The organism is Streptomyces sp. SolWspMP-5a-2 (genome assembly GCF_900091845.1).
GTDB lineage: Bacteria > Actinomycetota > Actinomycetes > Streptomycetales > Streptomycetaceae > Streptomyces > Streptomyces doudnae.
Genome location: NZ_FMCI01000206.1, coordinates 17,005 through 37,701, shown reverse-complemented (window position 1 = coordinate 37,701; position 20,697 = coordinate 17,005). Strand labels below are relative to the sequence as shown.

Here is a 20,697-nt window from a genome sequence, read left to right as displayed (position 1 = left end):
GGTTCAGACGAGGCCGGCGTCGGCGAGCTGGGCGCGGATGACCTCGAACTGCTCGACCGTCATCCGGCGCCTGGCGACGTCCGCCTCCGTCTGGTCCTTGCGGCCCAGGCCGAACCAGAGCTTCCCGGTGTGCGGGTCCATCCGGCGCGACACGCTCTTCTCCGCCGGTCCGCGCACCAGCAGCGAGACGGTGCGCGCCTGGGTGGTCGTCGCGTGGACCACCTCGTGGTGGATCGTGTACGAGTCACCGGCGCGTTCCGTGGTGCGGAAGCGGGGCTCGAAGGCGGGGGCCGCGCCCTCCTGGGAGGTGTCCTCGACTACCTGGTAGAGCATGTGGTCGTAGCCGCCGGTCAGCAGCCGTGTGGTGAAGGACCACCGGTGGTCGTGCGGGGCGGCGACCTCCATGTCCGACCAGACGTGCAGACGGATGCGGAAGTTGCGGTCCGGGGCGTCGTGCAGGACGAGTTTGTCGAAGAGGCGGTTGTGCTCGCACATGTCCCACAGGAGCGGGTCGGTTCGGACCCCGTCGACCAGGCGCCGCAGGGCGTCCTTGTCCGACGCGAGCGCCGCGAGGAAGGCGGAGTTGTTCTGGTGGGCCTTGTCCAGGTCGGACCAGTCGACGTGGTAGGCGGCGAGTTCGTCGAGCATGTCGCATTCCTCTCGTCGGGAAGGCTTCAGGAACGAGGAGACGGTGCGTCGTGCGCGCACAGGAGGATCTGGGTGGCCGAGTCCTCCGTGGGCGGGGTGCGGTCGAAGTCGCCGTACGCCCGGGTGAGGCGCAGGCCCGCGCGGGCCAGCAGGGGGCGCAGGTCGTCGGTCGTGTACATGCGGCTCGTGCGGTGGGCGTGCTCGGTCCTGCCGTCGGCCGTGAAGGTGTAGTCCATGTCGTCGGTGAGGATCCGGGTCGCGGGGTCGTAGCGGCGGCGGCCGCGGACCGCGATGTCGGCGCCGGTGGCGGGGTCGGGGTAGCGGAAACGGTCCTTGAGGACGCCGTCGGCCCGCGCGGCCTCGTGGGCGGGTGTCGCGACGTCGAGCGCGAAGACGCCGTGGGGCGCCAGATGGGCCGCGACGGCGGTGAAGCAGCTCACCGCGTCCGCGTCGTCGAGCAGGTGGCAGACGCTGCTGCACGCGAGCATCACCAGGGCGAAGCGCCGTCCGAGGTCGAAGGAGCGCATGTCCGCGACCCGGAAGGCGGGCGGTCCGGTGGGGCCGCGCTTGGCGAGGGCCTGCTCGATCATGCTGGGCGCCACGTCGAGGCCGACGACGTCGAGGCCGAGGCGGGCGAGCGGAAGGCTCAGCCTGCCGGTGCCCGCGGCGAGTTCGAGGACCGGGCCCCCGGTGTCGTGCGCGAGATCGCGCCAGAAGTCGATGTCGTGGGTGTAGGTGGCGTAGCGCCGGTCGTAGTGCGGACCCCGGTAGTAGATGTTGCTCACGTGCCGCAGCGCGCTGCCGTCGGTCTGCCGCTCGCTCACCGGGCCGCCACCACCTCGTCGAGCAGGTCCGCCAGCCGCTCCCGCGCGCCCAGGCCGGTGAGGCTCTGCCGGAGGGCGAAGGCGGGGACCTCGGCGGCGAGATTCCGTGCCCTCTCGGCCAGTTGCTCCTCGGACGGCGCGTCGAAGCGCGCGGTCAGCTCGCTGTCCTTGACCGGCGGGGTGAGGAGGTTGGCCTGTATCCGCCGCGCGGCCTCGCTCACGTCGAGCCGCCGCAGCGCGAACGCGTCGTCGTCGGTGAACGACGGGAACAGGACAGCCCGCAGGGGCGCCCGGGGCGTGACGCGGCAGCCGACCATGCGGGCGATCTCGTGCGGCATCAGCAGGTGCGCGTCGGTGCGGTGGTGGTTCGAGGGGTGGGAGGTGGCCGTGGGCAGGGTCAGGCCCAGCGGGGCGAGGGTGTCGAGGCGGACGGAGACGGAGCGCGGCCAGCCGTGTCCCGAGCGGCCGTCGCCGCCGTGGTGCAGGGAGAGGTCGTCGTTGCTGACGAAGTCCGCGCCGGCCGCCGCGGCGGCCAGGACGGTCGACGTCTTGCCGCTCCTCTTGTCGCCCGGGACCGCGATCCCGTGTCCGTGCCACGCGACCATTCCCGCGTGCAGGAACATCGCGGAGGGGTCGGATCGCGCCACGTCGAGGCGCAGCAGGGTCCTGATGTTGCGCACGACATGGACGGGCGCGTAGGCGGACTCGGTATCCGCGGTCAGATGGACCAAACGCCTTTCGGCATCGATTTTCCGCCAGACAAGAGTGTCATCATAATCGCCGTAATGCGCACCCCTTGTCTGGATTGCGCCCGACTCCATGGAAAGCACGACCCGCCAGAGATCCCGGGGTTTATCGACAGGTCTCACGTCGATGTATCCGGACAGATGACCCTCGATTACCGGCCATACCGCGGGCGGCACCTCCAGTACGACCGACCGCGCCGCCGCACCCGTGCACAGAACAATGACGGCAACTTCCGAACTCACCGATAAATCCCTTCGTGGGGGAGTCGGCGGTGCGCCGATGCCGAGATACCCTAGTCCATGCTCCCGCATGCTGGATAGCCTCGACCGGCTTCCCGACTTGGCGGTCTTGTTTGCCAAAGGAGGCAATGCGACACTCCTGGAAGTGCACCGGGCAGCCTCGGCGGGCAACGTTTATGCGCGAGCCGCGCATGAGTGTGGGGAGCTGATGGAATACACACATCTCGGACACACCGGACTGAGTGTCAGCCGACTTGGATTAGGCACCATGAACTTCGGTTCACACACCACGGAGTCGGACAGTCATGTAATGATGGATCGTGCACTCGGTCTGGGACTCAATTTCTTCGACACGGCCGACATCTATGGACGCAAGGCTGCTCCCGGCGGGACGGAGGCAGTCATCGGACGGTGGTTCGCCCGCGGCGGCGGCCGCCGGGACAAGGTGGTACTGGCCACCAAGGTGTACGGACGGACCGCCGAGGGACCCAACAACAAGGGGCTGTCCGCCCGCCGCCTCATCCAGGCGTGCGACGCCTCGCTGAAACGACTCCGCACCGACTGGATCGACGTCTACCAGATGCATCACGTCGATCGCTCCACCCCGTGGGAGGAGATATGGGAAGCCATCGGAACGCTCGTGGCCCAGGGCAAAGTGCGCTATGCCGGATCCTGTAATTTCGCGGGCTGGCATCTTGTCTCCGCACAGGCCGCGGCGGAGAACAGACACCACTACGGACTGGTCTCCGAGCAGTGCCACTACAACCTGCTCGCCCGGGACGCCGAACTCGACGTCATCCCGGCCGCGACGGAACTCGGTCTCGGGGTCCTGCCGTGGTCGCCCCTGCACGGCGGACTGCTGTCCGGTGTGCTCGGACGGGGTGCGGCAGGCTCCGCGGTCCGCTCCACGAGCGCCCGTGTCAGCGGTGAACTGGCGCGCAGGAGACGGGCGCTGGCGGGGTACGAGGCCCTGTGCGCGGAGCGGGGAGTGCACCCCGCGGTGATGGCGCTGGCCTGGCTGCTGGGGCGGCCCGGCGTGACGGCGCCCCTGGTCGGGCCGAGGACGGCGGAGCAGTTGGACCTGTCGGTCGGCGCCCTGGCGGTGACGCTCGACGGGGAGACCCTCGCACGGCTCGACGCGCTCTTCCCGCCGGTCGGGTCCGGCGGCCCGGCGCCCGGGGCGTGGCTGGACCGGTCCGGGTACGGGGAGCCGCCACCCGCCTGTTCCGGCTCGTCCGCCGCCGCTCCCCACGAGTACGCGCGCTCCTGAGAGGCGCGCGGGACCGGCACGGATCGCCCGGTACGCCGACGGCCCGACGGGCGGTACCCGCTGCCCGAAACACCGCCCGTGCGCGCCCCTTCCCGCAATTCCGGCCGTGCACACCCCTGCCCTTCCGCAATTCCCGCGCGCCCCTGCGGGACACCGGAAGGACCCGCCCGCGGGGACACCGTCCGGAGAGATCGGCAAATTTTTTCCCTCGACATCGTCAAGCATCATGAAACTGCAACAAGGAGGCCCGCCCATGCGTGGACTGGAAGGGAAAGTCGCCATCGTCACCGGCGGCGCCCAGGGCATCGGCCGGGCGGTGGTCGATCGGCTGGTGACGGAAGGCGTCACCGTCACGATCGCCGATATGCACCCCGAGTTCGGACCCGCCGCCGCGGCCGAGGTGAATTCGGGCGGCGGTCGCGCCTGGCACGCGCAGGTGGACGTGTCCGTGGAGGAACAGGTGGCCGCCGCCGTCGAGGAGACCATGCTGCGTTTCGGCCGTATCGATTACCTGGTGAACTGCGCGGCCGTCTTCATCATGCGCGGCGTGGAGGCGACGGTCGAGGAATGGCGCCGCAGCAATGACGTCAACATCATGGGGCAGGCGCTGTGCGTCAAACACGTGGCGAAGCACATGGCCGTCCAGGGCGGTGCCATCGTGAACATCGCCTCGATATCCGGCCACATCGCGCAGCCCGAATACGTCCTCTACAACTCCGCCAAGGCCGCCGTCGCCAACATGACCCGCTGTCTGGCCATGGACCTCGCCGACCAGGGCATCCGCGTCAATGCCGTCAATCCCGGGACGGTGTGGAACGCGAACAACGAGCGCTTCCACCGCGAGGTGCTGAAAATGTCCCGCGAGCAGGCCGAGGCGGACCCCGAGATCGGCGGACGGCACATGCTGAAGCGGGTGGCCGACCCCGAGGAGATCGCCGGCCCCATCGCGTTCCTCCTCTCCGACGACGCCAGTTTCATCACCGGAGAGAACCTCATGATCGACGGCGGTTACACGGCGATGTGACCCGCGGTCGACCGGCACGGCTTCCCCCTATTTTTCTTCACTGGTCGGAGAGGGTTCATGGGCGAAATCAGGGTTGCCCTCGCGGGTATAGGCTCCTGCGCTTCGAGTCTCGTGCAGACGGCCGAACTCGTCCGGCGGGACGGCACGGCGCTCGACGGCGTCATGTACGAGCTGATCGGCGGCTACCGGGTGGGCGACACGCGGTTCGTCGCCGCCTTCGACGTCGACACCGGGAAGATCGGCCTCGACCTGGCGAAGGCGGTCGTCACCCCGCCGGTCGCCGCGGTGCCGCACACCGACGTCGATCCGACGGGCGTCCTCGTGGAGCCGGGTCCGCTGCTCGACGGGATCGGCGGCAACCTCGTCGGTGTCGTCGAGCCGCATCCGGCGAGCCGGGAGACCACGGTCGACGACGTCGCCGAGCGGCTCACCGCGGTCGGCGCCGACGTGCTGGTCTGTCTCCTTCCGACCGGCGCGACCGAGGCCGTGCAGGCCTACGCCCGTGCCGCGGTGCGGGCCGGGGTCGCCTTCATCAACGCGACCCCCGAGCCGGTCGTCCACGAGCCCTCGCTCGCCGCGGAGTTCACCGACCGCGGGGTGCCGCTGCTCGGCGACGACCTCCGCAGCCACCTGGGCGCCACCACGCTGCACACGGCGCTGATCGAACTGCTCCAGTCGCGCGGCCTGCCCGTCGTCAACACCTACCAGCTCAACGTCGGCGGCAACACCGACTTCCTGAACCTCGCGGACCCCGCGCGCGCGGCCGGGAAGATGCGCACCAAACGCAGCGCGCTGCACGCCGCCGGCATCGACGCCAGCACCGTCTCGGCCGGTCCCAACGGCTTCGTGCGCTACCTCGGCGACGAGAAGGTCTGCATGATCCGCGTGGAGGCCAGCTCCATCCTCAACTCCAGTCTGACGCTGGACATCCGGATGCAGGTCGAGGACAGCCCCAACGCCACCGGCACCCTGGTCAACGCGGTGCGCGTCGCGAAGACAGCCGCCGAGCACGACCGCGCCGGATCGGTCGACGAGGCCTGCGCCTTCCTGTTCAAGAACCCGCGCGTCGGCGCCCCGGAGTCCGTGGGCCTACGGCAGTTCCGCGCGTACGTCGACAGCGTGACCCGGGACTGACCGCCGATGTTCGATCTCCACACGCACCACGAGCGCTGCGGGCACGCGCAGGGCACGCTCCGCGAGTACGTGCTGCGCGCGATCGACGCCGGGCTGGACACCCTGGGCCTCTCCGACCACACGCCGTTCTTCGGGGAGCCCGAGGACCGCCACCGTCCGTGGGTGGCCATGGCCAAGAGCGAGTTCCCGCGGTACGTGGCCGAGGCGCGGCGGCTGCGGGAGGAGTTCGCGGACCGCATCCGCGTCCTCATCGGCGTCGAGTCCGACTACTTCCCCGAGCACGCCGCGCTCTACCGCGACGCGCTGAGCGGCCACGAACTGGACTACGTCATCGGGTCGGTGCACGTCATGGACGGCGTCGACCTCTTCAGGCCCGAGCGCTGGGCGGGCCTGACCGAGGAGGACCTGCTGCGGTCCAAGGAGCGGTACTGCGACCTGGTGGCCCGCTCCGCGCGCAGCGGCCTGTTCGACATCCTCGGCCACATCGACGTCGTCAAGGCCGCGTGCCCGGTGATGTCGGAGCTGGCGACCCCCTCGACCGAGCGGATGCTGCGGACGATCGCCGAGTGCGACGTGGTGATCGAGGTCAACACCTCGGGCCGCACCAAGGCGTGCGGCGGCTGGTACCCCGACCTGGCCGTCCTGGAGATGGCCGCGCACCACGGCGTCAAGGTGACCTACGGGTCGGACGCCCACACCCCGGAGCGGCTCGGCGAGGACGCCGAGGAGGTCCGCCGCACGCTGCGCGACCTCGGCTACCGGCGCTGGTACGTCTTCGAGCGCCGCCGCCGCATAGCCCTCCCCCTCTGACCCCAACTCCCCCACATCGTCCCGAGCTTGGAGAAGACCCGGTGACCGAAACTTATGTCTCCATCGCGTCCGTACGGCAGAGCGGCGGTGGGGATGCGCAGTACGAACTCGTGGAGAGAAAGGGCGTCGGCCATCCGGACACGATGTGCGACGCGATAGCGGAGCGCGCCTCCCGGTACTACGCGCGGTACTGCGTCGAGCACTTCGGCCGGGTCGCGCACCACTGGTTCGACAAGGTGCTCCTCTTCGGCGGGGAGGCCACCATCGACTTCGGCGAGGGCGAGCTGACGAAGCCCTACACCGTGCTGTACGCGGGCAAGGGCGCCTACCGGTTCGGTGACCAGGAGATCCCGCTGGAGGAGATCCTCTTCCGGGCCGCCGCCGACACCCTCGCCGAGGTCACCACGGGGTTCGACCCGGAACGCCATCTCACCGTGCGGTGCGAGATCGTCGACCACCAGGGCTCGGGGCGCGGCCGCTCGCGCTACCGCCCGCTGGGACCCGAGGACCTGACGGAGATCGGTGACACCAGCCTGGTCTCCAACGACTGCAACCTGCTGCACGGCTACCACCCGCTGAGCACGCTCGAAGCGATGGTGTACGAGACCGAACAGCTCATCAACGGGGCCGCGTTCAAGGCCGCGAACCCCGACACCGGCTGGGACGTGAAGGTCTTCGGCAGCCGCCGCGGCAGCGAGTACCGCATGATCGTCAACATGCCGTTCCTGGCCCGCGACATCGACACGATGGAGACGTACCTGCGGCGCAAGGACGAGTGCCGGGCGCAGGTCGCCGCGTTCCTCGACACGGCCTTCGGCATGGTGCCCGACCTGCTGTTCAACCCCACGGACCGCAACAACCGGCCGTACCTGACCGCGCTCGGCTCGGTGGCGGACACCGGCGACGTCGGCGTCGTCGGCCGCGGCAACCGGCTCAACGGCCTGATCACACCGATGCGTTCCATGAGCATCGAGGCACCGGCGGGCAAGAACCCGCTCGACCACACCGGGAAGCTGTACGGCGTGCTGGCCCATCAACTCGCCCGCGAGATCGGCGAGATGCTGGGGATGCCGGTGGACACCCACATCTTCACCTCCAAGGAGGCCCGCCTCGACCAGCCGGACGAGGTGGTGGTCGAGGTGCACGGCGAGCTGGACGAGGAGCACCGGGCCCAGGCGCACGACCACGTGATCAAGCGGCTCGCGGCCATGGGCGACGTGACCCGCAGCCTCGTCTTCGACGGGATAACGATGTGGTGAGCGCCCTCGCTTCGGAGACGGCCGAGGCGGTCCGCGCGTGCGCCGCCGACCCCACGGCGGAGATCGAGACCTGGGTGCGGCCGTACGCGCCGTCGTGGGCCCCCGCCCAGCACCAGTTCCTCGTGATGCTCAAGCCCGAGCTGGTGCTCCCCGCGTCCGGCGACGGCGAACGGCCCCTCGCCCGGGTGCTCGGCGTCATGGCCGAACGCGGGGTGCGGGTCGGGGCGGTGCGGGTCCTGTCCGGCTCCTACGTCGCGCGGCACGCCGTGGTCGAGTCGCACTACCCGACCCTCAACCGCATCGCCCGGCTCGGTCCCGCCGGGCTGACCCCGGCGGCCGTCGCCCGGCTCGACGCGACCTACCCGGGGCATCGCGAAGGGGCGGGCCGGGTGGTCGGGGCCTACGAACTCCTCGCCGAGAGCCCCGACATGACCCCGTTCGCGCTGGAGCTGCTGACCCGGAACCTGCCGGTCAGCAAGCTCGGCACGGGCACCTACACGATCCGGGCCCGGGTGGACGGCGAGGACCTGGTCGTCCTCAACCCGTTCCACCCGCAGCAGGTCGCGCACTTCACCGCGGCGGGCGGCGCGATCGCCCTGCTGGAGTGCTGGTCGGACCAGCCGCTGCCGGAGATCCGGCGCACGCTCGTCGGCGCGACCGACCCGCTGGAGGCCGAACCCGGCTCGCTGAAGGGCATCCTGCTGCGCGAGGCGGCGGCGCTCGGCCTCGGTCGGATCTCGTCCCGGCACAACGCGGTGCACGTCTCTCCCGGCGCGGTCGAGGGGATGGCCACGATCGTCCGGTACTTCTCGGGCGGTGGCGTCGTCATCCGCCCGGAGGAGACCGCCTTCGGGCGACGGCTGCTCGCGGCCGGTCTCTCCGCCGCCCAGGTGGCCTGGGCGGCCGGCGACCCGTACATCGGGACGGGCAAGGACGCGGGGCCGCTGTTCGAGCTGACCGAGGACCTGGACTGGGCGGACGCGGAGCGCTTCGTCACGGGCCTGGAGCTGCCGTGACGGGACACGTGCGCATCTGGGTGATCGGCACCCCCGGCGCGGGGAAGTCCACCCTGGCGCGGCGGTTGGCGGCCTCGCTCGGCCTGCCGCACATCGAGCTGGACGACCCGTTCTGGGCGGCGGGCTGGCGGCAGGAGGACCCGGAGGTGTTCCTCGGCCGGGTCGCCCGGCTGCTCGACGCGGACGCGTGGGTCGTCGACGGCCAGTACGACACCGCGGTCGCCGCGCACGCCGACCGGGCCCACGCGGTGGTGTGGGTGGACCCGCCGCTGCGGGTGAGCCTGCCCCGGCTGGCCCGGCGGACCCTGGCCCGCGCGTGGCGCCGGGAACCGCTCTGGTCGGCTGGGAACACCGAGTCCTGGCGGCACGCGCTGGGCGGCGAGTCGGTCATCTGGTACGCGCTGCGGGTGCACCGCGCGCAGCGCAGGGCGAACCAGGAACTCTTCCGGCGTCTTGCTCCGCTGGGCGTCGAACTGATCCGGGTCCGCAGACCGGACGCGGAGGCCCTGGTCGCGACATTACGGACGGTGGACGCCAGGTGAAAGGAACCGCACGATGAGCGAACTGGCCCTGTACGGCGGGGAACCCGCGGTGCGCGAGCCCCTCGGGACGGCGACGTCCGTCAGCGAGGCCGACGTGGCGCGCGTCGCCGACGCGGCCCGCAGGGGCGAGATCTCCTACGACGCGAGCGAAGGGCTGGTCGCCGAGCTGGAGGGCGCGTTCGAGACCCGCCTCGGGCAGCGGTACGCGCTCGCGACCAGTTCGGGGACGGCGGCGCTGCACTCCGCCTTCTTCGGGCTGGGCCTGAAGCGCGGCGACGAGGTGCTGGCGCCCACGTACACCTACCTCGCCACCGTCATGCCGATCGTGGCGTGCAACGCGACGCCGGTCCTCGTCGACGCGGAACCGGACACGGGCAACATCGACCTGGCCGACGCGGAACGGCACGTCACCCCGCGGACCCGGGCGATGGTGGTGACGCACCTGTCGGGGCACCCGGTCGACATGGAGCGCGCGGTGCGGTTCGCGCGGCGGCACGGTCTGCGGCTGGTGGAGGACGCCTCGCAGGCGCACGGCGCGGCGAGCGCCGGGGCGGAGGTCGGCACCCGCGGCGACGTCGCGGCGTTCAGCCTCCAGGGGCGCAAGCTGGTCGCCGCGGGCGAGGGCGGCATGCTCGTCACCTCCGACACCGACGTGTACGAACGCGCCGTGATGCTGGGCCACTTCGCCGCCCGCTCGGAGCAGGAGGTGCGCACGCCGGGGCGGGTGCCGTTCGCGAAGCTCGGCTACGGCCTCAACTACCGGATGCATCCTCTGGGCGCCGCGCTGGCGCTGGGTCAGATGGAGCGTCTCGACCGGTCCCTCGAGCTGCGCGCGGCGACCTTCGCCGCCTACGACGCGATCCTGCGGGAGATCCCGGGCCTGGACCCCGCGCCGCGCCAGAGCCATGTCACCCGTCACGCGGGCTACAGCTACCAGCCGCTGTACGACCCGGCGGCGTGGGGCGGGCTGCCCCGTTCGGTGTTCGTCGGGGCGCTGCGCGCGGAGGGGGTTCCGGCCTCCGTGCCGTCGTCGCCGCCCCTGCACCGCGAGCCCTTCTTCACCTGCGCCGAGACGGGCGTCGAGACGTTCGCCGTCGATCCGGACCGGCATCTGTACCGGGCGGGCGAACTGCCGCGCGGCGAGGAGTACGTGGCGTCGGCGTGGCGGCTGCCGGTCCCCGCGCAGGCCCTGCCGGCGGACGTGCTCGCGGGGTTCGCGGAGGCGTTCCGCAAAGTGGCGGCCGGGGCGGAGGAACTGCGCAAGAAGGGCGCGGTCGGGACGTGAGGGCGGCGCGGAATTTCCCATGCTGACGTCGAGCCGCCATGATGTCGGGAAGGCGGGACGGGGTGAAGCCCCTCGCCGCGGGCGACAACCCGCGGTACGTGAACGCGTGACGGAACAGGCCGCGGACGACGCATTCTCCGGCGTTTCGATTCATGCTGCACACAAGGGGCACGGCATCGCGTCGTCGGCGCGGGCCGTTCCTCCGCGCTCGCTCCCCCGGCTTCCTTGCGGGGACCGCGGGAGTTCACGGTTCGGATTCGAGACAGATGGGTCGATCATGCGTGTACGGCGCTCCGCGCGCGGGCTGGTGCTCAATGACCGGGACGAGGTCCTCCTGTTGCGCGCGGAGGACACGGAGCCGGTCGATCCGGCCAACCCGCACCTCCTGCACTACTGGGTGACCCCCGGCGGTGGCGTGAAGGACGGCGAGAGCGTCGAGGCGGCGCTGGCAAGGGAGTTGCACGAGGAGACCGGCATCACGGAGGTGACGATCGGCCCGGAGCTGTGGCTCCGCGAGCTGGAGCTGCACCTGCCGAAGCAGGGGCGGGTGCTCAGCCACGAGCGGTATTTCCTCTGCCGCACCGAGGAGCGCGAGACTTCCCGCGCTTTCCTCACCGAGAACGAGCGCGGGGTCATCAAGGAGACCCGGTGGTGGCCGCTGGCGGAGTTGTCGGCCTCGGCCGAGGTGGTACGGCCGCCGGAGTTCGTCGCTCTCGCGCGGGCCGTGCTGGAACAAGGACCCCCCGAGGCTCCTGTCCGCATTTCCTAGGCATTCCGCGGAATCCGGTGCACACCGCGATTTCGACTCCGTGCGTGAATCCCCGTGCGAAAAACGCGCGGGGAACCGGCAATCGACATTTCGATAAGGTACAGACATGAGCTTCCGGCTCGCGGCGTATGCCGTGTGTGTAGAGAACGACCGCGTCCTGCTCGCCCGTCACGTGGGGTCCGACGGGGAGAGCACCTGGACCCTCCCGGGCGGCCGCGTGGAGCACACCGAGGATCCGTTCGACGCGGTGATCCGGGAGGTGGCGGAGGAGACCGGCTGCGAGTCGGTGGTCGAGCGGCTGCTCGGGGTCGACTCGCGGGTGATCCCGGCGGAGTTCGCGCGCGCGGGCGTGACGCACCAGAACATCGGCATCTTCTACCAGGTGCGGATCACGGGCGGTGAGATGCGGCCCGAGCCCAACGGCGAGACCGCGGAGTCCGTGTGGACGCCGTTCGAGGACGTGGCCGCGCTGGGCCGGTCGTCCCTGGTCGACGTCGGCATCGCGCTGGCCCGCACCACCCCGGCGACCGGCCACGTCCCGCAGGTCCCGGTCGGGGACCTGGTCCGGTACTGACCGTCCCGGCGGCGGTCGCGCCGGAACCGGGAGAGCCGCTCCCTACAGCTCGAACTCCAGGTGTTCGACGTCGGTGAAGCGGACCTCCTCCAGGCTCCCGGCGCGGCGGCCGCCGTCCTGGAAGTACACCTTCTTGAGCGCCTCGGCCGCGATCTCGCGGAGGCGGGCGTCACCCGCGCCCTGCTCCTGGGCGTCGAAGAGACGGGCGGCGTACTGCGGGGGCAGGGCGACGGTGAGGTGCCGGACGCGGTCCTGGTCCGTGGATCCGATCGGGGCGGTGTAGCCCATGCGGGCGCGGGCGTCCAGGACGATGCCGCTGACGGTCGCCGCCTTCTGCCGCGCCCTGGCCCTGACCTGCGGCTGCCACCGCTTCTTCACCTCGCGCTCCAGGCGCGCGGCAAGGTCCGGGCGCGGCTTCCTGATCTGGTCCTTGACGTACCGTTCGACGGTGCGCTGGGAGACCCGCAGCATCCGGGCGACCGCCCTGGTGCCGCCCAACTGCTTGACCAGGTAGCGCATCTGCGGGCCCGCGGTCTTGGGCGCGGGGCGCGTGAACGCCTTCTGCACGGCGGCGTCCAGGCCGTCCCCGAACATGCTCATGGCCTGTTCTCCTCGCTACTCGCCGTTGTCGGCGTCGGTGACGGTGCCGTCCTTGATGTAGCGGGCGAGGTTGAGTTCCGGCGCGTCGAACCGCTCCCGGACCTCCTCGCCCCACAGGACGGACTGGGTGCCCTCGTGCTTGACGAGGCCGGGGTTGACGCCGAGTCTGAAGCCGCCGGGCAGCGCCTTGCCCTCCCGGTAGGGCAGGAAGTCCAGCGGCGAGGTCCCGGCCGCGGCGTAGACGACGCAGTCGGACAGCACGGCGACCGGGTACTGCCCGGTGAACGCGGCATGCTTGACGATCTTGCGGTGCAGGTTGACGCGGGTGCGGGAGATGACGGCCGCGCGGATGTCCGGCCGCCACGTCGGACGGGCCAGCGCGCGCCAGGGCTCGCCGGGCCGCCAGCCCTCCCCGCGCGGGCGCTCGCGCAGCTTGCCGAGACCGCCCTTGACCGTCGCCTTGACGGCCGCGACGACGATCGCGAGTTCCGGGTCGCGGTCCCGGTGGCCGTCCATCGCGGCGAGGAACGCCTCCGGCGGCAGGTCGGCGGTGACGCCGAGGTCGGCCATCGTGGCGAGGTAGGCGTCGCGCAGGCGGTTGTACCAGCCGTCCAGATAGCGGCCGCTGTCGTGCCGCACCCACGCCTCCAGCGGACGCACCTCGTAGCCGAGTTCCACCGCGTACGCGACGGTCGGCGTGGCGTACCAGGCGGGTCCCTCGGGCCGCTCCCCCTTCGGGGTGAACGGGGAGGGCAGCAGGGAGCCGTCGAGCGTCACCCACTCCTTGCCCGCCTTCACGCGGGACAGGTCGACGTGGGACAGGTCCACCAGCCAGCTTCCGGGCAGCTTGGGGTCGAAGGCCGGGGCCTCGACGCGGGTCGCGGGGCCGAGTCCGACGGGCAGACCGTTGGCACCGGCCGCGAACGCCATGTTGACGTCGATGCCGACCAGGTGACGGAGGGTGCACTCGGCGTCGGTCATCGGCCGCGCCCAGTCGTACGCCTCCTCGAACAGCTTCTCGGCCGGGCCGCGCACGTGGAAGCGGGGCAGGTCCCGCAGGACGGGGTGGCCGTCGGGGGCCTCGCAGGGCGCCGGGTCGACCGGGTCCTTGCCGAGGCTGCCGGGGTTGTGCTCGGAGTGCCGCCTGCCGTCGGCGCCGGGGGCGGAGGCCCGGGTGGGCGGGTGGAGGGCGGTCATCAGTTCGAGGCCGGTCACGGCGGTGGAGCCGCGCGGTGTCATCACCCGCGACGCGTACACGCCCAGGACGCGGGCGAGCCCGCCCGGCGGAAGCTGCGCCGCCGCGCCCCAGTGCCGGGCGTCGAGCGCGTGCCAGGACGGGACGCAGAGCTGCACACAGGCCCGCTCCGAGCCGGTCGCGGGCCGGTAGATGCGCGCCCAGGGCCCGAAGCCCCGTTTCGTCAGCTTCCACTGCGCGCGCGCCAGTTGCCTGACGACCTTGTGGCTCTCCGGGAGGCGTCCGGCGAGCCGCTCCTCGTCGGTGAGGGCGGCCGGGAGGCCGTACCGCTCCAGGGCCGCCTCGGTGAGCACGAGCAGCGGGTCGGCGTCCTTGCCCGGCCCGGCGAGCCTCGGCTGTCCGAGCCCGGCCTCCCGCAGCGCCCACTCGACCAGGGCCGCGACGCTCCTGGCGGGCACCTCCAGGACCAGCCCGCCGGGGCAGAACGCCAGCACCTGTCCGTCCGGGTCGACGTCGACGACGGCGAGCGGCCCGTTGGGGAACCGCGGATCGGCCCCACCCGCGGAGGCACCGCCCGGGTCCGCCCCGCGCGCCCCCGGGCGCCGCGACGGCGAGGGCTCGGCGTCACGCGCGGGACGCGACGCGGTGTCGGGAGCGGGGGTGACGGGGTCGGCGGCGTCCGGAGCGGCGGCGCCCTGAGCGGGGACGGGGTCCTGGGGCTGCTCGGGGACGGTGGGCGCCGCGCTCCGGGCATCCGCGTCCGCGGCCTCCGCGGGGGCCGGGGGCCGGGGGGCGCGGGGGCGGGTGCCGGATACAGCTCGGCGAGCTGCCTGAGCAGCCGTGCGTACGCCTCACGTTCCGGGCCGCGCGGCTCGGTCGGCTTCTTGACCGACTCCCAGGCGGACACCGTGGCCCGCCGTACCTTCAGGGCGCCCGCGACGTCGTCCAGCGTCAGTCCGTGCGCGACCCGCAGCCGCTTGCGCTCCTCCGCCGACGGCAGCGCGGCCCGGGACGCGACCAGCGCGTCGACCGCGTCGAACATCTCGGACATGGATCACCTCCGGACGGCACTCTAACCCGCGAACCGTACGGTCCCCGTGCTTCGACCGCCCAGTTACCGTACGGATCGCTCCCGGCGTGCCGAAGGGCCCGTCAGCGCGTCGCCACCTCCGGCGCGGCCTCCACCGTCACGTCCAGGTAGTCGATGCCGCGCAGGCCGTTGTTGATCAGCGGGCGGGACTCGACGATCTCGAAGCGGGCGACCCGGTCGGCCAGGCGTTCCAGGAGCGCGGTCATCTCCAGGCGGGCGAGGTGCATGCCGACGCAGACGTGTTCGCCGCGTCCGAAGGCGAGGTGGTCCGAGGGGCGGCGGGTGATGTCGAAGCGGGTGGGGTCCGGGTAGTGGCGCTCGTCGCGGTTGGCGGAGGCGTAGAGCAGCGCGACCCGGGAGCCCGCGGCGAGGGGGACCCCGCCGACCTCGTGGTCCTCGGTGAGCACCCGGCTGAACTGCGGCACCGGAGTCTCAAGGCGCAGCGACTCGTTGATCGCGTGCGGGATCAACGAGCGGTCGGCGCGCAGCAGTTCCCACTGGTCCGGGTGGCGGGCGAAGAGCGAGACGGCGTTGGTGATGGCGAGGATCGTCGTGTCGAGGCTGGGGGTGACGTAGTCCAGCATCATCACGGGACACTTCCCATGGGGTATCTCGCCCCGGTCGGCGGCCTGGTAGAGCTGTGCCGCCCAGCCGTCGGGGGTGATCTTCCCCGGTACGGCGTCCGTCGTCGCGAAGGCCATGAACTCCTCGACGACGGGTCCGGCCGCGGCCGCGCGACCGTCGGCGGGGCCCTGGGTGTCCCAGATGGCCGCGGCCCACTCCAGCATCTTCTCGCGTCCGTGGTCGGGGAGCCCGACCAGGTCGGAGACGACGGTCATGGGGAGGTGTTCCGCCAGTTCGGAGACGACCTCGAAGCGGCCCATGCCGACGACTCTGTCGACGACCTCGTCGGCCTCGGCCGCGATCCGCGGGTCCACCTCGCGCATCCGGTCGGGACGCAGCGGACGCCCCAGCACCGCGCGCATCGCCGTGTGCTCGGGCGGGTCGCTGCACAGGGTGATGCCTTCGAGGCGGGCGTTGACGTCCGGGTCCACGAAGACGCCGCGCGCCGACGAGAACGTCCGCCAGTCCATGAGCGCGGACCGGACCTCCTCGTAGCGGGGCAGCGCGTAGAGGCCGTAGCGCGACAGGTGGACGACGGGACCCAGTTCCCGCAGCCGGCTGTAGAGGGCGTAGGGATCGGCGCGCGCCGACTCGGAGTAGAGGTCGACGTCGCTTGTGGGTATGTGGGGCAACGGTTCTCCAGGGGAGGGGCGGGGACGCCGCGGCTTCCGGCACCGGCAGCGCGCGGCCCCGGGCCGGCCCCGGAGATCTCTCGCGCCACAGCGGTCCCTCGCGTCGGTGAGGAGCGCGTGTCCCGGGATCCCGGGGCCGGGTCTCCTCTGTGCGGTCGGTCGCTCCTGCCCCGCGACCGCGCGGGTGAAACACCGGCCGCGTGATGCGCGCCGACCCGAACGGCCTTTCCTGGGGCGGACGGTGGGGGCATGAGCCGTCGCGGACCACTGAAGATCCGGGGACGCGGCACGGGAGGGCCCATCGCCTTCGCGCAGGACGGCGTCCGCGCCGCCGCCGCACGGCGGGACACGGTCGGTGACGCCGTCCTCGACGGGCCCAACCGATCCCCGTCCCGGGCGCGGGCGGAGACCGCCGCGCGCCCCAACGTCCGCCACCGGCACCGGCGTTGCCGCGCGCGGCCGTCCGTCGGGACGTCTCCACCGGCGATTGTCAGACCCCTCCCCTAGGGTGCCGACCATGACCTCGATCACCGACGGCGCACGGCCGGACGATCTCGTGGCGGCCCACTCGGCGCTGCTCGACAAGGCGACACCCACGCAAGCCCGCAAGGCGGTACGGGAGTTGGTGTCCGTCGTCGACGACGGCGCCGCGATGCGACTGGCCGCCCGCCTGGAGCCGGTCGCCAAGCTCGCCCCGGAGACGCTGCTGCGGCTGTGGCCGACGGCCACCGACCCGGACGCCTTCGCCGCGGACCTGCTCGCGCCCGCCTTCCGCCGGACCGGCCGCACCGACCTGACCCTGCGTCGGATGACCTCGCTGACCGGCCTGCGCCACCTCACCATGCTGCGCTCGCTGACGGTGGAACGCTCCAAGGAGATATCCGACCTCACGGACGTCGGCGCGCTCACCGAGCTGCGCACCCTCGACCTCAACGGCTGCGCGGGCGTCGAGGATCTGACCCCGCTCGGCGGCCTCACCCAGCTCACCCGCCTCAGCCTGCACCGCTGCCGTCCGGTCGCGGACATCACGCCCCTGCTCGCCCTCGGCCACCTGCGCGACCTCGACCTCAGCCTCACCCGCGTCACCTCCGCGGACGGCTTCGCCACCGCCTTCCCGCTGCTGGAGCGGCTCGACCTGCGCGGCTGCCGGTCCTTCAAGTCACCGGCGCAGCTCTCCCGTCTGACCCGTCTCACCCACCTCGACCTGAGCTGGACCGCCGTCCGCGACCTGTCCGGCCTGACGGACGTGCCCGCGCTCGCCGTCCTGCGCCTGGCGAGCTGCAAGCAGCTCCGTGACCTGAACGGCCTCGCCGCGGCGACCGCGCTCTCCGAACTGGTCGTCGAGGACTGCCCGCGCTTCGAGTCCTTCGCCGGGCTCGGCCGTCACCCCGGGCTCACGGCGCTCACCGTCAAGGGCTGTGCCGACCTGCGCGACCTGCGCGGCCTCTCCGTCCTGACGGACCTGACCGAGCTGCGGATCGCGGACTGCGAGCACCTCGCCTCCGCCGCGGGCGCCGGGACGCTTCCGTCGCTGGTGGAGATCACCTTCGAGGGCTGCCCCGAGCTGGGCGACTTCTCGCACCTGGCGCAGCTCGCCTCCCTCACCCGGCTCCGGCTGGACGGCCTGGACCTGGTCCGCGACCTCTCCCCCTTCGCGCCCCTCCCCCGGCTGCGCGAACTCGGCCTCACCCGCTGCACCGGGCTCCTCGACCTCACCGGCCTCGGCGCCCGCTCCACCGTGGAGAAGCTCTCCGTCAGCGCCACCGGAAGTCTCGGCTCACCGGGCGAGCTGCTGGACCCGTCCGCGCTGGCGGAGCTGGAGCTGAGCGATCTGCCCGCGCTGACCGACCTCGGCCGCCTCGACGGCCTGCAGTCGCTCGACTCGGTCGACGTGCGCGGCTGCCCCCGGCTCATCGACATCGGCGGGCTGGCCGGGACCCCGGTCCGCGAGCTGACCCTGCGCGGCCTGCCCTCCCTGATCTCCCTCGACGTCCTGGAGGAGTGCGCCGGTCTGCGCGCCCTGGACGTGGAGTCGCTCCCCCGGCTGAGCGGCTTCCCCGTGCTGCCGTCCCTGACCCGGCTGCGTCTGTACGGGCCGGACTGGCGGGACATGTCACCGCTGGCCGGGTTCACCGCGCTGGAGTCCCTGCGCCTGGCACACCTGGACGAGGTGACGGACATCAGCGCCCTGGTCGGCCTGCCCGACCTCTCGGGGCTGTTCTTCGGCAGCCTCCAGTCGCTCTCCGAACTCGGGCCGCTGCTCGACATGAAGGCGCTGGAGCGTCTCGACAAGTCCCTCCAGATGAACGGGGACATCCTGCGGGGCCGACGGGATCCCGTCCTGACGGAACTCGCGGAGCGCGGTCTCGCGATCGACCAGCGCTGACCCGACGGAACGGGGGCTCACTCCGGGTGAGTGGGGGCCGGGTGCGCGGGGGTCCGGGTGCAAGGGGGTCCGGGTGCGCAGGGGCCGGGCACGCGGAGGGGCCCCGCCGCGGCGGATGGTCCGCTGCGGCGGGGCCCCTGTGTCACGCGGGGGCCTGTCACGGCCCGGGAGAGGGCGTCCTCCGGCCGACCCGGGAGAGGGCGCCTTCCGGCCGGTCCTGGGCGGTCGGCCGGTGGCCCTCTCCCGGAGCCGCGTCAGGCCTTGTGCTGCATGGAGCTGCGGGCGGGGTTGCCCTGGTCGGCGGCCTTGGGGTCCTTCTCGTCCGCCTTGGCCCGGACGCCCTCCGCGATGCGCCGTCCGATGCCCTCGTCGATGTTGGTCCAGTAGGCGAAGGCGCGCTGGAGGACGGGCTCGCTGACGCCGTTGAGGAGATGGCCCACGACGTTGTCGACCAGCCGGTCGCGCGCGGCGTCGTCCAGGACGTCCCGCACCATGGTGCCCGCCTGCCCCCAGTCGTCGTCCTCGGGGTGGTCGACGTAGGCGGCGCGGACGATCGCGCCGTCCGCCTCCCAGCTCGGCGGGGTGCCGTAGCGGGCGGTGTCGGCCGCCGGGCCGCCCTTGGAGTTCGGCGCGTAGACCGGGTCGCTGGTCTTGCGGTACGCCATCGCCCCGTCCTTGGAGTACGTGTGGACGTCGACGACCGGGGCGTTCACCGGGAGCTGCTGGTAGTTGCCGCCGATGCGGTGGCGGTGGGCGTCGGCGTAGGAGAACAGCCGGGCCAGCAGCATGCGGTCGGGGCTCGGGCCGATGCCGGGGACGAGGTTGTTCGGCTGGAACGCCGCCTGCTCGATCTCGGCGTGGTTGTCGGTCGGGTTGCGGTCCAGGGTCATCCGGCCGACCGGGATGAGCGGGTAGTCGGCGTGCGGCCACACCTTGGTGAGGTCGAACGGGTTGAACCGGTAGCCCGCCGCGTCCGCGTACGGCATGACCTGCACGTGCAGGGTCCAGCTCGGGAAGGCCCCGTCCCGGATGTGCTCGAAGAGGTCACGCGTGTGGTAGTCGGTGTCGGCGGCCGCCATCTGGTCGGCCTCGTCCTGCGTGAAGCACTCGATGCCCTGGTCGGTCTTGAAGTGGTACTTCACCCAGAACCGCTCGCCCTCGGCGTTGATCCACATGTAGGTGTGCGAGGTGTAGCCGTTCATGTGGCGCCAGCTCCGCGGGATGCCCCGGTCCCCCATGAGCCAGGTGACCTGGTGGGCGGATTCCGGGGAGAGCGTCCAGAAGTCCCACTGCATGTCGTGGTCGCGCAGGTTGTTGTCGGCCCGGCGTTTCTGCGACCTGATGAAGTGCTGGAACTTCATCGGGTCCTTCACGAAGAAGACCGGCGTGTTGTTGCCGACCATGTCGTAGTTGCCCTCGCTGGTGTAGAACTTCACCGCGAAGCCGCGCGGGTCGCGCCAGGTGTCCGGGCTGCCGCGCTCACCGGCGACGGTCGAGAAGCGGGCGACCAGGTCGGTGCGGGTGCCCGGCTGGAACACGGCGGCCTTGGTGTAGGCGCTGACGTCCTCCGTCACCTCGAAGTGGCCGAAGGCGCCGCTGCCCTTGGCGTGCGGCTGGCGCTCGGGGATGCGCTCCCGGTTGAACTGGGCCATCTGCTCGATCAGGTAGGCGTCCTGGAGCAGGATCGGACCGCCGGGCCCGACGGTGAGCGAGTGCTCGTCGCTCTCCACGGGGGCACCCGAGTCCGTGGTGGTCGCTGGTCGGTTCTCCGTCATCTGGATCTTCCTTTCCGGTCCCTCGCGGCTTCCGATGATGGGTGGCCCGGAACGGCGGTGCTGAAACACATGTTCTGCCAGCGGACGGAACGGACGGATGATTCACGACAGCCGCGGCGAGCCGCCGGGATCCCGGAAGACCTCGCGGGACCGCGGGCGGGCAGGCTGTGACAGCGGGGGCACCCGTGACCTGCGGAGACGCGCGGCGGGCTGGGAGGGGCGGCGCCGGGCGTCTCCGCCGGGGAAGCGGCCAC

18 protein-coding genes are annotated in these 20,697 nt (G+C 71.9%); 11 read left to right on the top strand and 7 right to left on the bottom strand.

The window, feature by feature from the left end; all coding sequences use genetic code 11:
* Positions 1–3: 3 nt before the first annotated feature.
* Genes GA0115242_RS21200 through GA0115242_RS40810 form a run of 3 tightly spaced genes read right to left on the bottom strand, consistent with a single transcriptional unit; the run spans position 4 to position 2,203 of the window.
* Positions 4–648, bottom strand: a complete 645-nt coding sequence (locus GA0115242_RS21200; RefSeq protein ID WP_093830808.1) for a hypothetical protein — start codon at positions 646–648, stop codon at positions 4–6.
* Positions 649–674: 26 nt separating this feature from the next.
* A complete protein-coding gene (locus GA0115242_RS40815) occupies positions 675–1,472 on the bottom strand; it encodes a class I SAM-dependent DNA methyltransferase (RefSeq protein ID WP_161353213.1) in 798 nt (265 codons plus the stop codon).
* A complete protein-coding gene (locus GA0115242_RS40810; protein WP_161353211.1) occupies positions 1,469–2,203 on the bottom strand; it encodes a hypothetical protein in 735 nt (244 codons plus the stop codon). The genes GA0115242_RS40815 and GA0115242_RS40810 overlap by 4 nt, the downstream gene beginning before the upstream one ends.
* 463 nt (positions 2,204–2,666) lie before the next feature.
* Between GA0115242_RS40810 and GA0115242_RS21190 the strand changes: the two genes are divergently transcribed.
* The 10 genes from GA0115242_RS21190 to GA0115242_RS21145 all read left to right on the top strand — a co-directional run bounded on the left by GA0115242_RS21190 (position 2,667) and on the right by GA0115242_RS21145 (position 12,141).
* Positions 2,667–3,728: an aldo/keto reductase gene (locus GA0115242_RS21190; protein ID WP_093830806.1), complete on the top strand. Its 1,062-nt coding sequence runs from the start codon at positions 2,667–2,669 to the stop codon at positions 3,726–3,728.
* 253 nt (positions 3,729–3,981) lie between these two features.
* On the top strand, positions 3,982–4,752 hold the full coding sequence (locus GA0115242_RS21185; protein ID WP_093830804.1) for an SDR family NAD(P)-dependent oxidoreductase: 771 nt from the start codon (positions 3,982–3,984) through the stop codon (positions 4,750–4,752).
* Positions 4,753–4,809: 57 nt separating this feature from the next.
* Positions 4,810–5,886 carry an inositol-3-phosphate synthase gene (locus tag GA0115242_RS21180; RefSeq protein ID WP_093830802.1) on the top strand — a complete coding sequence of 359 codons (1,077 nt, stop codon included), beginning with the start codon at positions 4,810–4,812 and terminating at the stop codon, positions 5,884–5,886.
* A 6-nt stretch (positions 5,887–5,892) separates the two neighbouring features.
* The gene (locus tag GA0115242_RS21175; RefSeq protein WP_093830800.1) at positions 5,893–6,696 is read left to right on the top strand and encodes a histidinol-phosphatase; all 804 of its coding nucleotides are present in this window, start codon (positions 5,893–5,895) and stop codon (positions 6,694–6,696) included.
* A gap of 41 nt (positions 6,697–6,737) precedes the next feature.
* Positions 6,738–7,955 (top strand): methionine adenosyltransferase, encoded by a 1,218-nt coding sequence (locus GA0115242_RS21170; RefSeq protein ID WP_202555585.1) that lies wholly within the window; start codon positions 6,738–6,740, stop codon positions 7,953–7,955.
* Complete coding sequence (locus GA0115242_RS21165; protein WP_141721694.1) at positions 7,952–8,971, top strand: hypothetical protein; 1,020 nt, start codon at positions 7,952–7,954, stop codon at positions 8,969–8,971. The genes GA0115242_RS21170 and GA0115242_RS21165 overlap by 4 nt, the downstream gene beginning before the upstream one ends.
* Positions 8,968–9,513 carry an AAA family ATPase gene (locus GA0115242_RS21160; RefSeq protein WP_093830796.1) on the top strand — a complete coding sequence of 182 codons (546 nt, stop codon included), beginning with the start codon at positions 8,968–8,970 and terminating at the stop codon, positions 9,511–9,513. Before GA0115242_RS21165 ends, GA0115242_RS21160 begins: the two co-directional genes overlap by 4 nt.
* Before the next feature lie 13 nt (positions 9,514–9,526).
* Positions 9,527–10,798: a DegT/DnrJ/EryC1/StrS family aminotransferase gene (locus GA0115242_RS21155; RefSeq protein ID WP_093830794.1), complete on the top strand. Its 1,272-nt coding sequence runs from the start codon at positions 9,527–9,529 to the stop codon at positions 10,796–10,798.
* A 277-nt stretch (positions 10,799–11,075) separates the two neighbouring features.
* Positions 11,076–11,567 (top strand): NUDIX hydrolase, encoded by a 492-nt coding sequence (locus GA0115242_RS21150; RefSeq protein WP_161353209.1) that lies wholly within the window; start codon positions 11,076–11,078, stop codon positions 11,565–11,567.
* A gap of 106 nt (positions 11,568–11,673) precedes the next feature.
* Positions 11,674–12,141 (top strand): NUDIX hydrolase, encoded by a 468-nt coding sequence (locus tag GA0115242_RS21145; protein WP_093830790.1) that lies wholly within the window; start codon positions 11,674–11,676, stop codon positions 12,139–12,141.
* A gap of 42 nt (positions 12,142–12,183) precedes the next feature.
* Here GA0115242_RS21145 and GA0115242_RS21140 read toward each other — a convergent pair whose 3' ends face one another.
* The 3 genes from GA0115242_RS21140 to GA0115242_RS21130 form a co-directional block, all read right to left on the bottom strand.
* The gene (locus tag GA0115242_RS21140; RefSeq protein ID WP_093830788.1) at positions 12,184–12,741 is read right to left on the bottom strand and encodes a telomere-protecting terminal protein Tpg; all 558 of its coding nucleotides are present in this window, start codon (positions 12,739–12,741) and stop codon (positions 12,184–12,186) included.
* Positions 12,742–12,756: 15 nt separating this feature from the next.
* Positions 12,757–14,430: a telomere-associated protein Tap gene (locus GA0115242_RS21135; RefSeq protein WP_256089490.1), complete on the bottom strand. Its 1,674-nt coding sequence runs from the start codon at positions 14,428–14,430 to the stop codon at positions 12,757–12,759.
* Positions 14,431–15,088: 658 nt separating this feature from the next.
* On the bottom strand, positions 15,089–16,282 hold the full coding sequence (locus GA0115242_RS21130; RefSeq protein WP_093830786.1) for a cytochrome P450: 1,194 nt from the start codon (positions 16,280–16,282) through the stop codon (positions 15,089–15,091).
* A 517-nt stretch (positions 16,283–16,799) separates the two neighbouring features.
* On the opposite strand from GA0115242_RS21130, the gene GA0115242_RS21125 reads away from it, so the two are divergent.
* Positions 16,800–18,668, top strand: coding sequence for a leucine-rich repeat domain-containing protein (locus GA0115242_RS21125; RefSeq protein ID WP_093830784.1), 1,869 nt, complete (start codon positions 16,800–16,802; stop codon positions 18,666–18,668).
* A gap of 254 nt (positions 18,669–18,922) precedes the next feature.
* Here GA0115242_RS21125 and GA0115242_RS21120 read toward each other — a convergent pair whose 3' ends face one another.
* Positions 18,923–20,443, bottom strand: a complete 1,521-nt coding sequence (locus GA0115242_RS21120; RefSeq protein ID WP_093830782.1) for a catalase — start codon at positions 20,441–20,443, stop codon at positions 18,923–18,925.
* Positions 20,444–20,697 lie beyond the last annotated feature (254 nt).

Coding starts and splice junctions, on each gene's coding strand:
- GA0115242_RS21200 (WP_093830808.1), bottom strand. CDS start 648: ATGCTCGACGAACTCGCCGCCTACCACGTCGACTGGTCCGACCTGGAC.
- GA0115242_RS21190 (WP_093830806.1), top strand. CDS start 2,667: ATGGAATACACACATCTCGGACACACCGGACTGAGTGTCAGCCGACTT.
- GA0115242_RS21185 (WP_093830804.1), top strand. CDS start 3,982: ATGCGTGGACTGGAAGGGAAAGTCGCCATCGTCACCGGCGGCGCCCAG.
- GA0115242_RS21180 (WP_093830802.1), top strand. CDS start 4,810: ATGGGCGAAATCAGGGTTGCCCTCGCGGGTATAGGCTCCTGCGCTTCG.
- GA0115242_RS21175 (WP_093830800.1), top strand. CDS start 5,893: ATGTTCGATCTCCACACGCACCACGAGCGCTGCGGGCACGCGCAGGGC.
- GA0115242_RS21155 (WP_093830794.1), top strand. CDS start 9,527: ATGAGCGAACTGGCCCTGTACGGCGGGGAACCCGCGGTGCGCGAGCCC.
- GA0115242_RS21150 (WP_161353209.1), top strand. CDS start 11,076: ATGCGTGTACGGCGCTCCGCGCGCGGGCTGGTGCTCAATGACCGGGAC.
- GA0115242_RS21145 (WP_093830790.1), top strand. CDS start 11,674: ATGAGCTTCCGGCTCGCGGCGTATGCCGTGTGTGTAGAGAACGACCGC.
- GA0115242_RS21140 (WP_093830788.1), bottom strand. CDS start 12,741: ATGAGCATGTTCGGGGACGGCCTGGACGCCGCCGTGCAGAAGGCGTTC.
- GA0115242_RS21125 (WP_093830784.1), top strand. CDS start 16,800: ATGACCTCGATCACCGACGGCGCACGGCCGGACGATCTCGTGGCGGCC.
- GA0115242_RS21120 (WP_093830782.1), bottom strand. CDS start 20,443: ATGACGGAGAACCGACCAGCGACCACCACGGACTCGGGTGCCCCCGTG.